11 protein-coding genes are annotated in these 14,682 nt (G+C 54.9%); 5 read left to right on the plus strand and 6 right to left on the minus strand.

Annotation, left to right across the window (positions count from 1 at the left end; all coding sequences use genetic code 11):
- Nucleotides 1–99 precede the first annotated feature (99 nt).
- Nucleotides 100–1,566, minus strand: coding sequence for a sulfatase (locus SH421x_RS20185; RefSeq protein WP_488851821.1), 1,467 nt, complete (start codon nucleotides 1,564–1,566; stop codon nucleotides 100–102).
- 234 nt (nucleotides 1,567–1,800) lie between these two features.
- On the opposite strand from SH421x_RS20185, the gene SH421x_RS20190 reads away from it, so the two are divergent.
- Entirely contained in the window at nucleotides 1,801–3,030 is a 1,230-nt protein-coding gene (locus SH421x_RS20190) for a serine hydrolase domain-containing protein (RefSeq protein ID WP_488851822.1), read from the plus strand.
- A gap of 72 nt (nucleotides 3,031–3,102) precedes the next feature.
- On the opposite strand, the gene SH421x_RS20195 is transcribed toward SH421x_RS20190, so the two are convergent.
- Nucleotides 3,103–3,264, minus strand: a complete 162-nt coding sequence (locus SH421x_RS20195; RefSeq protein WP_488851823.1) for a hypothetical protein — start codon at nucleotides 3,262–3,264, stop codon at nucleotides 3,103–3,105.
- Nucleotides 3,265–3,432: 168 nt separating this feature from the next.
- Here SH421x_RS20195 and SH421x_RS20200 point away from each other — a divergent pair, with 168 nt between their 5' ends.
- A complete protein-coding gene (locus SH421x_RS20200) occupies nucleotides 3,433–4,917 on the plus strand; it encodes an SH3 domain-containing protein (RefSeq protein ID WP_488851824.1) in 1,485 nt (494 codons plus the stop codon).
- A gap of 40 nt (nucleotides 4,918–4,957) precedes the next feature.
- Here SH421x_RS20200 and SH421x_RS20205 read toward each other — a convergent pair whose 3' ends face one another.
- Nucleotides 4,958–5,839 carry a serine/threonine-protein kinase gene (locus tag SH421x_RS20205; RefSeq protein WP_488851825.1) on the minus strand — a complete coding sequence of 294 codons (882 nt, stop codon included), beginning with the start codon at nucleotides 5,837–5,839 and terminating at the stop codon, nucleotides 4,958–4,960.
- Between the two features lie 607 nt (nucleotides 5,840–6,446).
- Here SH421x_RS20205 and SH421x_RS20210 point away from each other — a divergent pair.
- Genes SH421x_RS20210 through SH421x_RS20220 form a run of 3 tightly spaced genes read left to right on the plus strand, consistent with a single transcriptional unit; the run spans nucleotide 6,447 to nucleotide 10,248 of the window.
- Nucleotides 6,447–7,565, plus strand: coding sequence for a substrate-binding domain-containing protein (locus SH421x_RS20210; RefSeq protein WP_488851826.1), 1,119 nt, complete (start codon nucleotides 6,447–6,449; stop codon nucleotides 7,563–7,565).
- Nucleotides 7,566–7,606: 41 nt separating this feature from the next.
- On the plus strand, nucleotides 7,607–9,106 hold the full coding sequence (locus SH421x_RS20215) for a sugar ABC transporter ATP-binding protein (protein ID WP_488851827.1): 1,500 nt from the start codon (nucleotides 7,607–7,609) through the stop codon (nucleotides 9,104–9,106).
- Between the two features lie 20 nt (nucleotides 9,107–9,126).
- Nucleotides 9,127–10,248 carry an ABC transporter permease gene (locus tag SH421x_RS20220; protein ID WP_488851828.1) on the plus strand — a complete coding sequence of 374 codons (1,122 nt, stop codon included), beginning with the start codon at nucleotides 9,127–9,129 and terminating at the stop codon, nucleotides 10,246–10,248.
- 44 nt (nucleotides 10,249–10,292) lie between these two features.
- On the opposite strand, the gene SH421x_RS20225 is transcribed toward SH421x_RS20220, so the two are convergent.
- The 3 genes from SH421x_RS20225 to SH421x_RS20235 all read right to left on the minus strand — a co-directional run bounded on the left by SH421x_RS20225 (nucleotide 10,293) and on the right by SH421x_RS20235 (nucleotide 14,639).
- The gene (locus SH421x_RS20225) at nucleotides 10,293–12,437 is read right to left on the minus strand and encodes a prolyl oligopeptidase family serine peptidase (protein WP_488851829.1); all 2,145 of its coding nucleotides are present in this window, start codon (nucleotides 12,435–12,437) and stop codon (nucleotides 10,293–10,295) included.
- A 246-nt stretch (nucleotides 12,438–12,683) separates the two neighbouring features.
- Nucleotides 12,684–13,589, minus strand: coding sequence for a DUF58 domain-containing protein (locus SH421x_RS20230; protein ID WP_488851830.1), 906 nt, complete (start codon nucleotides 13,587–13,589; stop codon nucleotides 12,684–12,686).
- 18 nt (nucleotides 13,590–13,607) lie between these two features.
- Complete coding sequence (locus tag SH421x_RS20235) at nucleotides 13,608–14,639, minus strand: AAA family ATPase (protein ID WP_488851831.1); 1,032 nt, start codon at nucleotides 14,637–14,639, stop codon at nucleotides 13,608–13,610.
- Nucleotides 14,640–14,682 lie beyond the last annotated feature (43 nt).

Below are 14,682 nucleotides of genomic sequence, written 5' to 3' on the forward strand. Positions count from 1 at the left end.
GCATGCTGAGGACGCCGGAACGAAAACCAAGGATCAATCCCGCACCAATAGCGATAACCATCAGACTCAAGATTATCCAGACAATTAACTCGGGCCTCCTCATGGATTCGCCGCTTTCCACCCAGCGTCCAATTGCTTCTGAAGCGTTAGAACTAGCTCTGCATTCTCCGTCAGTCCGGCCACATTGTTATTCTCAGCCGGGTCCGCTTGATGGTCATACAGTTCTGTCGCAACCACCTTGCCTGACTTTTTGTTCTTCCACGCGGTGAAGCGATAGCGATCGGTCTTCATCGTGTAGCCCATGATTGGGCCGCGCGGGTATTGGCTGAATGCGGCTGCTTTCCAATCCGTATCCGGATTATCTAACAGCGGCGCGGCGCTTGTTCCTTCCAGATGGTTCGGCAGCGACAGATCGGCTAACTCGCAGAGTGTCGGATAGATATCGACAAACTCGACCAGCGCCGTCGATTTGGCCCCGGGTGATTTTTGCCCCGGAGCGCGAATGATTAGCGGTGCGTTGGTGTCGTCTTCTACGTTGGTATGTTTGCACCAGCAATTGTGCTCGCCTAACTTCCAGCCGTGATCTCCCCACAAGACGACGATCGTGTCATCCGTCAGGTTCAGCTTGTCGAGTTCGTCCAAAAGCTTGCCGACGTTGGCGTCGGTATAGCTGATGCAGGCATAGTAGCCATGCTTCAACTCGCGAGCCTTCTCTGGCGAGAGATCCCCCTGTTTCGGAATCCCATCGTAGACGCGCATTTCACCCCAACTAGTCAGCGAATAAGGGGTGACGTTTTTGGGCGGAAACGGATTGGCGGCCAGTTCGATCTTGGCCGGATCGTACATGTCCCAATATTTTTTCGGTGCGTTGAACGGCAGATGGGGTTTCACAAAACCGACCGCCAAAAAGAATGGCTCGTCTCGCTTGCTTAACTCTCGCAAGGATTTGACCGCTAGATCGGCGACGGCGCCGTCGGTGTATGCATTGTCGGCAACGTCCGCCATTTCGGTCGCGGGCCCGCGTGCGGCGCGGCTCAGCTTTACACCTTTCAGCCCCTTTGCTTTGGCCGCTTTACGCTTATCAACGATCGTCTGTTTGTTTTCGGCCAAGACATAGCCGGAGCCCCCTTTCGGCTTGCGCGCCGGTTCACTCCAGGTCGGTAGATCGTCGTAGCCGCCGTGAAAGATCTTTCCCATGCTGACGCTGTAGTAGCCGTTTTGTTTGAAGTGCTGGCCCAGCGTCACGACGTCCGGCACATTCTTGCGGAAGTGGGTCACCAGATCGTAAACCTTGGTCGAGTCAGGCCGGAGCCCGGTCATCAAACTGGTCCGCGATGGCGAGCAAACCGCTTGCTGACAATAGGCCCGCGTAAAAACGGTGCCGGCGGCGGCCAGGCGATCGATGTTGGGACTGTGGATATGTGAATCGCCGTAACAGCCGAGCTCGGTACGCAAGTCATCAACAGCGATAAATAAGACATTCGGCTGGCGATCGGCAGCATCCAACCACGAAACCCAACAAAGTACGGCCAATAGGGAGACGGAGAGCGTGAGAAATCGAGGCATCGTGAAAGCTCCCAGAAGTAACCAACAGCGCAGGAGGAGAACGCTCGATTCTAACCGCTCCAACCCCCGATTTCCTCAACCCAGCGGCAGTGGCAGTTTTTTTATGAAAATTTCTTACTTGGCTGCGTGCTCCTAATTGGCAGATTTTCGGTGACGTTCTGTGGGCCGCGCAATTCGATCCTCTCTGCCAAGTCTCTGTTTCAGCGCACAAATCCTCATCGCCGGAACGGGAGCATGAGCTTTATGACGTATAGTTGGGTATCAAACGAACTGCCCCACAAAACGGTGACTGGACGCATGGACATTTCTCGACTTTTCTCGCTTGGTATCGCTTTTCTTTTCGTCTGTGGTACTTGCGCCAATGTGCATAGCCAGGGGCCTGCCGACCCAGCAAAGTTATCTAAGACAGTGGAGCAAATCCTTGCCGACAATGCGGTTCCCGGAGCAGTTGTCCTTCTGCGGAAAGGGGATCAACAGTGGTTCAATGCATTCGGCGTTGCTGACCTCAAAACGAAACAACCGATGCAAACCGACATGGCGTTCCGGATCGGCTCGAATACCAAAACGATGACCGCCCTGGTGATTCTGCAGTTGGTCCAAGAAGGCAAATTGAAGCTGGACGACAAAGTCTCGCAATTCTTCCCCGAGGTTCCTCAAGGAGACAAGATCACGATTGCCGATCTACTCTCAATGCGCAGCGGGATTCCGACTTATAGCGATCTGAAGCCCTTCAATCAAATGCTGGATGAACATCCCGAGAAGACCTACACACCGGCAGCATTGATTCAAATGGGGATCGAACAAAAGCCGCTGTTTGCGCCGGGCACGGAGTTCTATTATTCCAATACCAACTATGTGCTGATGGGGGTCCTCATCGAGAGATTGACCGGAATGTCGCTAGAGAAAGCGTATCAGCAACGCATTTTTGAACCGTTGAAGCTGACGCGAACGTCGCTGCCGGCCCAGGATGATACCAAGATGCCTTCTCCGTTCGCGCATGGTTACTTATTTGGCACCAACGTCAATCCAGATTTATCGGAGCAGCAACAGCAACAAGCCCTTGCTGGCAAGCTTCTTCCCACCGATGTGACCAACGCCAATCCGTCGTGGACTTGGGCGGCCGGTGGAGCGATTTCAACGGCGGAAAACTTAGCGACGTATGTCGAAGCTCTTGTGGGCGGCCAACTATTGTCGCCTGCATTGCATAAGGAACAGCTCGAAAGCATCCAGTCCAGCAATCCAGACGATCCGCAAAGCGCCGGCTATGGGCTGGGCATTGCCAAGATGGGTCCGATGTTTGGGCATGACGGATCTTTGCCTGGCTACCATACGTTTATGGGACATGATCCCGAAACGGGGCAAACCCTGATTGTACTAACCAACCTGCAGGCAACGCCGTCTGGGGGGCAAACTGCCAATATCATCGCGCAAGCGCTACTAAAAGAGATGGCGGCGGAGAAATAAGCGGTGAATGGCGGAAGTCGTGCGTTTGTGGGAACCGAGCCGAGCGGCAGGCATGCCCTGCCCTGCCCTGCCCTACTCTTGGGTAATCGGGCGCAATTTCCAGAGGGCGAAGCCGGCAATCAAGCAAAGTGTGCCAGCGGCGAATAGATAGCCACGAAAGTCGGCCACTACGACTCCGGCAATGCCGAGCCCGATGAAGGCGAAGATTAGCAGGAAGGCGACGGTCTTGAACATCGAGGCGCTCGCTTTTTACTCGGAAATAAGATCGACAATAAAAATCACTCTAAAATCAGTCGCTCTCGCTAGCAGTCTATTCTATCGATCTTGAATTGCCGCGGCGAATCAAGTATTTCCTCTAGTGCATCTACGCAGGGGGGAAACTGCGCTAGCTGGGCCGATTTGATGAAACGACTACTCGATCGCATTTCGCTAACTCGATTTGCTGCTACTTGTGTGGCTCAGTTGCTGCTGGCGACAGTGATGCACGCCGCTGCGCCGCAGCCAGAACGAGCCGTGATTGTCTCGAAGGTCTCGGACATTTTTAGTGGGCCTGGCGAAAACTACTACGTCTGCGACTTTCTGGAAGAAGGCGCCGAGATCGAAATCTATGACGTCGAAGAAAACGGCTGGCTTGCGATTCGACCGCCACACGGCAGCTTTAGCTGGGTAATGGCCGATGCGTTGATCGCGACCGACAAACCGAACCTCCTGGAAGTGTCGCGCGACGAAGCTCCTTGCTTTATTGGGAGTCGCTTAGAAGAACGCCGCGACGCCGCACACGTCCGCCTGATGCGCGGGGAAGTTGTCCAAACCTTAGGGAGCGGACAATCGCTGAACTCAGAGACCGGCTTGGTCGAGAAATGGTACAAGATTGCTCCCCCTGCCGGCGAGTTCCGTTGGATCAAAGCCGAGACGGCGGAAAAACATTCGGATACTGCAGCAACCGCCGCAGCCGGCAGCACCACACCGTCGCCGCGGATGAACGCGACGGCCAGCGGATGGAGCAAGCGATCCGAAGATTCTCCCTGGAGCATCGACAATCCCGAGCCGCAGCCGGTCAAAAACAGCACCACTCAATTTGTCGCGGCTCAACCCAGCGCCCAGATCCCTGTTACGGCGAGTCTTCCGCCGGGTCCGCTGAATCACGCCAAAGCCAGCGTAGTCGCGATGGTCCCCGGCTCAATGGCGATCGGATCCGCCGGAATGACCGTCGCAGCGCCGGCCACGATGCCGGACTTCGGCGGCGACTTTCATGCGGCGATTCAATGGCTGGAGGCGGAACTAACGAAGATGGTAGCGCTACCGATCGATCGCTGGCAGCTTGACTCATTGAAGGCGGCCGCCCAGCAATTACGTTACAGCGGCGCCACTCCGCTTGAGCGGGGAGAAGCGCTGGTCATGGTCGAAAAAATCGAGGAGTTCTCACAACTTCAAACTCGCAAACGCGAAGCCTCGCAAATCTCCACGACAATCCCCCTCGACAAGCCTGCCGTAGACGTCGCATCGGCCAATATGTCGGCTACCCCGTCCAATGATGTGATCGATCCGTCGGCCGCGAAGGATCCGGTCGGCACAGGCGTCAACATTGTCGGAGATGATCCTCGGTTTGACGGCGAAGGCTGGTTGATGCCGGTAATAAAACGCGCCTCTTCGGCGAAGAACTCGGGCCGCTACACTCCGCCGTTTGCGTTAACCGACGCGGATGGCAACGTACTACAGTTTGTAACGCCATCGCCGGGGATCAACTTGCGACGGTACCAGAAACAAAAAGTGGGGCTGTATGGCCAGGTTTCGACCTCGGCCGAATTCACGCGGCCTCACCTGACAGCGCATCGGGTCGTTGTTTTAAGCCGCCATGAAAAAGCGAATACCGAGAGCCCGAGATAGTGCAGATAGGTGGGCTTCGCGATCGTGCGAGCCAACCTGGTTAACCGACCAAGCCGATCGTCTCAAACTCGAGCGTGCGAAGTTGCTCGGCCACATCATCGGCCGTCTCTGGTCTTCGCAATGGGTCTTTCGCCAACAGGCGAGCAATCAAGGTAGAAAGTGCAGCAGGCGCATTGGGCAGGAAGCGTCGCAGAGGAGGGGGAGTGTGCGCCTTATGAGCGGCGACGATCTTCGCCAAGTCGACCGTATCAAACAAGCGATGCCCTGATAACAATTCAAAGGCCAACACACCCAAGCTATACAGATCGCTCGCATCCGAAGCGGCCAGCGTTGATGTGAACAGTTCAGGCGCCATGTAACGCGGGGTACCCTTCTGGTACTGCTGGGCGACAACCTCTTCCATTCCGATTTGCGTCGCGAAGCCAAGATCGATCAGCGTCACTCTGCCGCTGGCGTCGATCAGGACGTTTTCTGGTTTCACATCGCCATGTCGCCAACCAGCGGCGTGCAGCGCCGCAAGCCCCTCGGCAATCTGCCGCAGGATCCAAATCCGCGCGGCAAGCGGCCCACGTCGGGGCACCAACTGCTGAAGGGTTACCCCCGTCAGATAAGGGAAGACCAGATACGCTTCTTCGCTGCCGTTGATTTGGTGGGCGAGAACCGTCGTCAGTCGCGGCGACGCAACCTGCTGCGAAACACGAACCTCGCGCCGCAACATTTCTATCGCTAACGGATCGACTGCATATTCAGGTCGTAACGTTTTAATTGCGTAGTCCCACGCGATCCCCTTGCCGCCGATCGGCTGAGCTCGCCAGACGTCGCAAAACGAACCTCGCGCGATCAGATTGCCGATGCGCCAGTCTCCCACAAGCGACTGGCGCGTGGAGGTGCGAAGTTTTCGATTTACAAGAGTCGGCTGCATGAGCATCTGCGGAAGGGGAAAAAGGTGAAAGACCTTGTTTCTAATAGTCGGTCTGCGCGACCGAATAACACGAAGCGGCGTCGACGAATCTTGTTAGCCTGATCGCGCCGATTTTACCGCTCTCTTTATCTTATGAACCTACACGAAGGAAAAATACGCGTAGTTGAGTAGCTGAATGCCATTCATTAGACTGGCACATACGTGGAAACGTCGCAATTTGAAGAAGGATTACGCAAAGATGAAAATCATGAAGACGCTGATGATTGCTGTAGTGCTGGCCTCCTTGGCCGCTCCGTTTGTCGGTTGTGCTCCGTCGGCCCCCCCGACGACTCCTCCGCCGGCTAACACCAGCAACTAAGTTATCTATTTCGACCTCCCAGCGACCCCAAGGGTTCACTGTGGAGATCCGAAAATCCGACGCGCGTCCCATTGGGCGTGCGTTTTTTTATGCGCGATACCGAATGACGCGATCGTAACGGGAATTTTCCTGACATTAATCTTCGCTTTGCTGTGCGTCAGTTGCCTATGAACCAATGTCCTTTTAAAATGGCGGCTTGCCTTCTTTTGATTCCTTCTCCATTCCCCTTCTCCGCGCTAGGCCAGTCTTATGAAACGTCGTCTCTTTCTGAAAGCGTGCGCCGTTGCCGCTTCGGCCGCAGCCGGATGCAGTTCTTCATCGCCTACCGGTGGCGAATCAGGCGGAGTGGTCAAGCAAAATTTCCCTCTTTCCAATGACAAATACACGATTCTCGACGTCCGCTCCGACAGCGGAAATCATGATCGCGCCAAGCAAAACGCTGAGGCCGCGATCTCCAAATATCCAAATCTGAACTGCATGGTCGGACTTTACGCCTACAATCCCCCCACGATTTTACGGGCGGTCGAAAATGCCGGAAAATTAGACGGCATCAAAATTGTCGGCTTCGACGAAGATATTGAGACTCTGAAAGGGATCGAGGAAGGGAAGATTTTTGGCACCGTCGTACAACAACCATTTTTGTTCGGCTTCAAATCGGTTGAATATCTATCGGCCTTAGTTCGCGGCCAACAAGTCGATGTGCCTGAGAGCGAAATTCTCTACATTCCGCATCGTGTCATTCGCCAAGAGGACGCGGCAGGTTTCAAATCAGACATCCAACAGATGATGGCTGGCGACGGAAAAGCCCCGGCCAGCGCACGGGAAGATTACGATACCACCGAGCCTGTCAGCTTGGCGTTTCTGACCAACACGGTCGATCCGTTTTGGACCTTGGCCGAACGCGGCGTTCAATGCGCCGAGCCAATCTTTAATGCGTCGTGCGATGTCTATCATCCGCCGACCGCCAGCGCCGAAGAACAGAAGCGTTTTATTGAACGCAAGCTGAATGATGATTGCCAAGGACTGGCCCTCTCGCCGATCGACAAAGAGAATCAGACCAACCTGATCAATCGAGCTTGCGAAAAGATGAAAGTGATCTGTCACGACAGTGACGCTCCAGATACGAACCGGCTATTTTATATCGGCACCGGCAACTATCTCGCCGGACGAGCCGTCGGCAAGCTGGTGAAAGAAGCAATCCCGGACGGAGGCGAAGTTGCAATTTTTGTCGGCAAGCTAGAGCAGCTAAACGCCCAAGAGCGCAGCCAGGGAGTAATCGACGAATTGCTCGACAAGCCGATCCCGCCGCAATACGCCGCCGGTGCTGAAGCTGCCGCCGCCTCTGCGGAAGATCCGACGACCAAGTAGCAGCGATCCGCAACAACTGCCCTCGATTGAAAGGCGCCAGCGTGCCGCTGCTCGAAGTCTGCCATGTTTCGAAACGTTTTCCCGGCGTGCAAGCACTGCAGGATGTCAGTCTAACGATTGCCGCCGGCGAGTCGGTGGCGGTGATCGGCGAGAACGGCGCCGGCAAAAGCACTCTTATGAAGATCTTGGCCGGGATTCAAACTCCTGATCGGGGAGAGATCCGAATCGATGGTCATTGCGTGGAGATTCGAACGGTCCGTGACGCCGAGAAGCACGGCATCGCGTTAATTCACCAAGAGTTGAATCTGTGCGATAACCTGGACGTCGCCGCGAATATCTTTCTGGGCAAAGAACCGCGCCGCTGTGGTTTTTTACGCCGCCGCGAAATGGATCGTCGCGCGACCGAAGTGCTGCAGCAAGTCGGGCTCGATATTCCTCCTACGACCTCCCTCACTTCCCTCTCGATCGGACGACGACAACTAATCGAGATCGCCAAGGCGCTCGCATCTGACGCCCAAGTGCTGATCATGGACGAACCGACTTCTAGTCTTTCGACCGGAGAAGTCGAAAATCTGTTTCAAGTGATTAACACACTGCGGCAGCGCGGCGTCAGTATCGTCTACATCTCGCACCGCTTAAGCGAGATTCACCAGGTCGCCGACCGCGTTGTGGCGCTGCGTGACGGGCGAAACTCGGGCGAACTGGCGCGAAACGAGATAACGCATGAGCAGATGGTTCGCTTGATGGTGGGTCGCGATCTGGATCAATTTTTTCCGCATGCGCCGCACGCTGCTGGAGAGGTCGTTCTGACAGCAAAAGGCATCCGCGTCCGTGGGAAAGCTGCTTTTCCTCTCGATCTAGAACTAAGAGCCGGGGAAATCGTCGGCTTGGCCGGTTTGGTTGGCGCTGGACGAACCGAACTACTAGAGACGCTGTTCGGAGTTCGTCGCGCTGCTGGAGGAATAGTGGAGGTCGCCGGTCAGGTGGTTCGACTGCGAAGTCCACGCGACGCGATTGCGGCGGGTTTGTTTCTGATTCCCGAGGATCGCAAAAAAGATGGATTAGTGATTGAAATGACGGTGGGCGAGAACATTACCTTGCCCGGGCTGATGCGCGCTTCGACCGCTGGCATTTTGCCAACGCGATGGGAAAAAACGACAGCGGACGAGATGATTCAAAAGCTGCGAATCAAAACCCCGGGGCCCCACCAGATCATTCAGTTTCTCTCTGGCGGCAACCAACAAAAAGCGGTGATCGCCAAATGGCTGGCGATGGGGCCTAAGGTTTTGCTGCTCGACGAACCGACACGCGGGATTGATATTGGCGCGAAACATGAGATTTATGAGATGATGGAGAATCTCGCTCATCAAGGGGTCGCGATTCTCTTCGCTTCCAGCGAAATGGAAGAAGTAATCGGCATGTCAGACCGGACGCTGGTCATGCACGAAGGGCGCATCGCCGGACAACTACAGCGTAACGACTTGCGCGAAGAAGCTATTATGCGACTAGCAACCGGCGCTAACAGCGCAGCGACAACCTAGCGATACAAGGTTTGCAGAATATGAATAAAAGTTGGGGAATGCTATTTCTGCTGGTGCTGATCTGCGTGGTGACGGCCATCTTTCGTCCCCGGTTTGTCGAGCCTGGAAATCTGGCGAACATCATCCGCTGGACTTCACTGTATGGGGTAATGGGAATCGGCGTCGCATTTGTCATTATCACCGGCGGCATCGATCTTTCGATTGGTTCAATGTTGGCGTTGGTCGGCTGTTTGTTTGGCGTGCTCATGTCGCAGTACAATCTTCCGCCGGCTGCGGCGATCGCGGCCGTGTTGGGGATGTCAACGCTGCTTGGCCTAGTTTATGGATTGTTGATCACCAAGTTAAAACTGCAGCCGTTTGTGGTGACGCTCTGCGGATTGTTGATCTTGCGTGGACTAGCCCGTGCGTCGGCCGGTGGGACTTCGGTCGGCGGTTTCCAAAGCCTAGGCTACTTAATTAACTACGAGTGGGGGAGCATTCCCGTTCCATTTCTTCCCTGGATCAACGAGGGCTACTGGAGCTTCCATAAGTGGATCCCAGGCAGAGGTGATCAAGCCGGCCACTTCGCCCTGAATGAGGCGGGGGAGCGAATTGCACTTAACTGGTACGATTGGGTCCCGTTGCAACCGCCAATCATTTACCTGGCGGTGATTGCTGTGATTGCCGCGATCTTTTTGAACTGGACTGTATTTGGCCGCCATCTGAAGGCGCTCGGCAAAAACGAACAAGCTGCCCGGTATAGCGGAGTTCGTACTGACACGATAGTGATCATCAGTTACATGATCTGCACGGCCCTGGCCGGCGTCGCTGGCGTTCTGTTTTCGATCGACATCGGCAGCGTCATGCCCAGCACCTTCGGCAACTTTTACGAGCTTTACGCGATTGCCGCGGCCGTATTGGGTGGGTGCAGCTTACGCGGCGGGGAAGGCTCGATAATCGGCGTCGTCATCGGTACGGCGATCTTGCGGGTATTGCAAAACTCAATCGAAATGTGGTCCATCCAAGAGCTGGAATTCGCGGTCGTCGGCGGCGTGATCTTGATCGGCGTAATTGCAGACGAAATTGCGAGGCGGATCATCGCCAATCGTCGCGTAAAGCAAGAAGCGGCGCTGCTAGAAAAGCAAAACGCGTCTCCATCCTAAGATGGAAACGCGTTTTGGATTGGGGTGCGACACTTAGGCGCAGACTATTCTTTCTTGGGTGGAAATAGCTGCTGCTTTAGGAAGGTGAACGCCATTGCGGTCATGAAGGCCGACTGACGATTGTTGGCGGCGCCGCCGTGACCTCCTTCGATATTCTCGTAGTAGAGCACGTCCTTGCCGTACCCTTCCATCTTCGCGAACATCTTGCGGGCGTGGCCGGGATGGACGCGATCATCCCGGGTGGAGGTGGTAAAGAAGACGGTCGGATATTCGACGTTTTGATTCACGTTGTGATACGGCGAATAGGTGCGGATAAACTCCCATTCCTCCGGCAAATCAGGATTACCATACTCGGCCATCCACGAGGCCCCAGCCAACAAATGGCTGTAGCGCTTCATGTCGAGCAGCGGAACCTGACAAACGGCCGCTTTGAACAACTCGGGGTAAAGCGTGACCATGTTTCCCACCAACAGACCGCCGTTGGATCCACCTTGGATCCCCAGATGCTCGGTTGAAGTCACCTTGCGATCGATCAGATCTTGACCGACAGCTGCGAAATCTTCATACGCTTTCAGGCGATTTTGCTTCAGCGCCGCTTGATGCCAGCGCGGACCATATTCACCTCCTCCCCGAATATTCGCGACCACATAGACGCCGCCCAAAGTTGACCAAGCCCGGCCGACTGTAGCTCGATATCCTGGCTGCAGTGAGATTTCAAATCCACCGTAACCATACAGCAACGTCGGATTGCCGCCATCCAGTTTGATGTCTTCGCGATAGAGCATGAAGTAAGGAACCTTGGTTCCATCCTTACTGGTCGCAAAATGCTGCGTCACTTTCAAGCCGGTCGTATCGAAAAACTCCGGCATCGCTTTTAGTTCTTCCGGCTGCTTTCCGATTTCACCCATGTAAAGTGTAGTCGGCGTCAAATAATCAGTCGAAGTCATGAAGTATTCGTTCGACTCGTCGGCATCAACCGGCGAAACGCTGACCGTCCCTAACGTTGGTGCGCCAACCAGCGGAGTCTTCGACCAACTGCCATCCGCTTCTGCTTGCATCACAAATAACTTGCTGGCGACATCTTCCATCACGTTCAGCAGCAAGTAGTCTTTGGTAAAGCTGTAGCCCGACAAAGCACTGCGATCATTGGGCTCGAACAACACGGTGAAGTTCCGCTTGCCTGCCATAAAGTCGTCGAATTTGGTGACCAGCAGCGAACCGGCGGTGTAAGTGGTCTCGCCCACTGTCCACGGTTCACGTAGTTCCAGCGTTAGATAGTTGCGATGAACTCCCTTGCTGGCAGAGTTGGGAGCTTCGATCTGACTGAGCGAGCCATCGTCGTTGAGCAGGTAAATCTCGTTGTTGTAGAACGCAATCGCTCGACGGACAAAATTCCGCTCAAATCCTGGCGTATCGTCATGCGAAGCACTGATCGACAAGTCGGTCATTTCGCCTTCGTAGACGACCTTGGCCTCTTCTAGTTTGGTTCCGCGAGTCCACAACTTGGCGATGCGAGGATAGCCCGAATCGGTCATCGAACCAGGGCCGAAATCGGTCGAGATAAAGACATGATCGATGTCGATCCAGCTAATTTCTCCCTTCGCTTCTCGGCGATTAAAGCCATCCTTAACAAAGGTACGCGTGGTTAGATCAAACTCGCGGGTAACATCGGCGTCGGCGCCGCCGCGTGACATGCTTAGCAAGCAGCGAGTATAGTCGGGTCGCAACATTTGGGCGCCGCTCCAAACCCAATTTTCGTTCTCGGCCTTAGCCAGTTCGTCCAGGTCCAGTAACACTTCCCACTGGGGTTCCGCTTTTTTGTATTCAGCAAGGGTGGTCCGCCGCCAAACTCCTCGCTCATTTTTTTCGTCGCGCCAAAAGTTGTAGTAGAACTCTCCCCGTTTACGGACAAATGCGATCCGATCGTTGGAATCAAAGATCGCTAATAGATCGTCACGTAACTTAGAGAAGTCTGGATCGCTTTCAAGCTTTGCCTGCGAGAGGAGGTTACGAGCCCGCACCCAATCGAGCGATTGTTCACCTTCAACATCTTCTAACCAAGCGTAGGGATCAGTTTCGCTGCTCACGCTTTCCGCCTTCTCCGTTTCTTCGGCTCTCACCACAACCAGCGGAGCCAGGATCAAAATCAGCCATGTTACCGCGGCGCTGGCCGCAACTCGCACTATCATATCGAGAAATCCCTGTTTCGATGGGCAACTATCTAGAGAGCGATTCTAGGGGCGCCCCAAACGGACGACACCCCCTAATCTTAGCCCACAACACAAGTTCGGGTCTTGTCGAAAAAAAGGGAAGATGCCGAATAAATAGACGGCGCAATTGGAATCTGGTCTCATTTTTCTGCAAAAATGAAACCGCCCCCCATCAAGAGACATGTGGCCCCATTCGGCAGCCAGAGCCTGTGCGACGCATGGCGGTCAGCGACGTGGCATCCGCATTCGCTTGTTGAGATAGTCGGCGAACATGCCGGCCATATCTTCGCGGGTATCGACCAAAATATGGTCGCAGCCATTTCGCAGCGCGATCTCTTCAAGTTGAGCATTGAAGGCGCCAACCGCTTCTAAATAGGCGGCTCGTAGATCTTCGGGCTGCGCCAAGTATTGCTCGGCGACCTCTAGGCCAACAAACCGGACCATCCCGTCCATATCAAAATAGAGTTCGTCGTGATGCATCACCTGGAACAGGACAACCTCGTGCTTGCTAAACCTTAGACGCTGGATCGCTGCTTCCACCGCGTCTAATTCGCCAAAAAAGTCGCTGAAGATCATCACAATCTCGCGCCGCTGCATGCGCTCGGCCAGTTCACTAAGACACTGGGCCAGATTGGTCTGTTCGATCGGATCGACTTCGTCCAAGTGCTGCGTCATTCGCACCACCTGATGCATCGAATTGCTGGGGCGAATGTGCCCACGAATATGAGTGTCGAACGTCGCGAGCGAAACCTTATCACTTTGACGGACGATGCTATGCCCTAAAACGGTCGCCATCCGCGAAGCGTAGAGCAACTTTTGCTCGTCCCCTTCGCCATAGCGCATCGACGAGCTGATATCCAACAGCAAATGGCACGTGAAGTTCGTCTCCATCTCGTACTGTTTGATGAAGTACTTGTCGCGCGTGAAATAAATGCGCCAATCGATATGCTTCGGATCATCGCCGGGGACATACTCGCGGTGTCCGGCGAATTCGACGGCAAAACCAGACGCCGGCGAACGATGAGCACCTGCCAGATTACCCATCACCAGTCCGCGCGGTTCGATACTACGACCCGCGACACGGCTGAGAACTTCAGGATCAAGATATCGTGCTAAAACGCTGCTAGACATCACTAAGCTTTCTAGAAACTATGCGGCGGGACGTTCGTACTTTTTGTCGGCAGGAATCGCATCTAACAGCATTCCGATCAAATCTTCGCTAGAAAGGTTATTGGCCTGGGCGGCATAGTTGCCGGCGATCCGATGTCGCAGCGCCGGTTTGGCGACTGCTTGCACGTCGGCAACACTGGCATGATAACGTCCGTACAAAATAGCCCGAGCTTTTGCACATGTGACCAGCGTGAGCAAACCACGCGGGCCGGCGCCCCAAGCGACCCATTTATTAACAAAGTCTGGCGCTTCAGGTTGTCCGGCTCGCGTCGCGCGAATCAGCGCCCATGCATAACCCAAGACTTGATCGCTGACCGGAACTCGGCGCACCAGGTTTTGGAATTCTTTGATCTCGTCGCCGGTCACGCAGGCTTCGATCTTGCCCATTTGGTTGGTCGTCACGCGCCGTGCGATATCCCACTCTTCGGCGCCGCTAGGATAATCGACCTTGATATGTAGGAGGAAGCGATCCAACTGGGCTTCAGGCAGCGGATACGTCCCTTCCTGTTCCAGAGGGTTTTGGGTCGCCAACACGAAGAACGGATCAGGCAGCTTATGCACCGAACCACCGGCGCTGACCTGACGCTCTTGCATCGCTTCGAGCATCGCCGCTTGCGTTTTTGGAGGGGTACGATTGATTTCGTCCGCCAAGAGCAAGTTGGCAAATAACGGTCCCGGGAGGAACTTGTAGCCACGTTGCCGCGTTTCGGGATCTTCCTGAATTACTTCGGTGCCGGTTACGTCGCTCGGCATCAAGTCAGGCGTAAATTGAATCCGCTTAAAGGTAAGATGCAGTGCGTCCGAGAGCGAACTGATGAGTAACGTCTTCGCCAGACCGGGCACCCCTTCCAGCAGCGCGTGCCCGCGTGCGAACATCGCGACTAGGACTTGTTCGACCACGTCGTTTTGACCGACGATCACTTTGGCCAGTTCATCACGAATCCGTCCATACGCCTGCTCGCACCGCTGTACGGCGGCGACGTCGTCTTGCGAAATCGGTTCGCTGCTCATCGAAAGCTCCTCAAAATGGAAGGCGATGAATTCGCCATCGGAT

This window comes from Blastopirellula sp. SH421 (genome assembly GCF_057808535.1).

Coding starts and splice junctions, on each gene's coding strand:
- SH421x_RS20185 (WP_488851821.1), bottom strand. CDS start 1,566: ATGCCTCGATTTCTCACGCTCTCCGTCTCCCTATTGGCCGTACTTTGT.
- SH421x_RS20190 (WP_488851822.1), top strand. CDS start 1,801: ATGAGCTTTATGACGTATAGTTGGGTATCAAACGAACTGCCCCACAAA.
- SH421x_RS20195 (WP_488851823.1), bottom strand. CDS start 3,264: ATGTTCAAGACCGTCGCCTTCCTGCTAATCTTCGCCTTCATCGGGCTC.
- SH421x_RS20200 (WP_488851824.1), top strand. CDS start 3,433: ATGAAACGACTACTCGATCGCATTTCGCTAACTCGATTTGCTGCTACT.
- SH421x_RS20205 (WP_488851825.1), bottom strand. CDS start 5,839: ATGCAGCCGACTCTTGTAAATCGAAAACTTCGCACCTCCACGCGCCAG.
- SH421x_RS20210 (WP_488851826.1), top strand. CDS start 6,447: ATGAAACGTCGTCTCTTTCTGAAAGCGTGCGCCGTTGCCGCTTCGGCC.
- SH421x_RS20220 (WP_488851828.1), top strand. CDS start 9,127: ATGAATAAAAGTTGGGGAATGCTATTTCTGCTGGTGCTGATCTGCGTG.
- SH421x_RS20225 (WP_488851829.1), bottom strand. CDS start 12,437: ATGATAGTGCGAGTTGCGGCCAGCGCCGCGGTAACATGGCTGATTTTG.
- SH421x_RS20230 (WP_488851830.1), bottom strand. CDS start 13,589: ATGTCTAGCAGCGTTTTAGCACGATATCTTGATCCTGAAGTTCTCAGC.
- SH421x_RS20235 (WP_488851831.1), bottom strand. CDS start 14,639: ATGAGCAGCGAACCGATTTCGCAAGACGACGTCGCCGCCGTACAGCGG.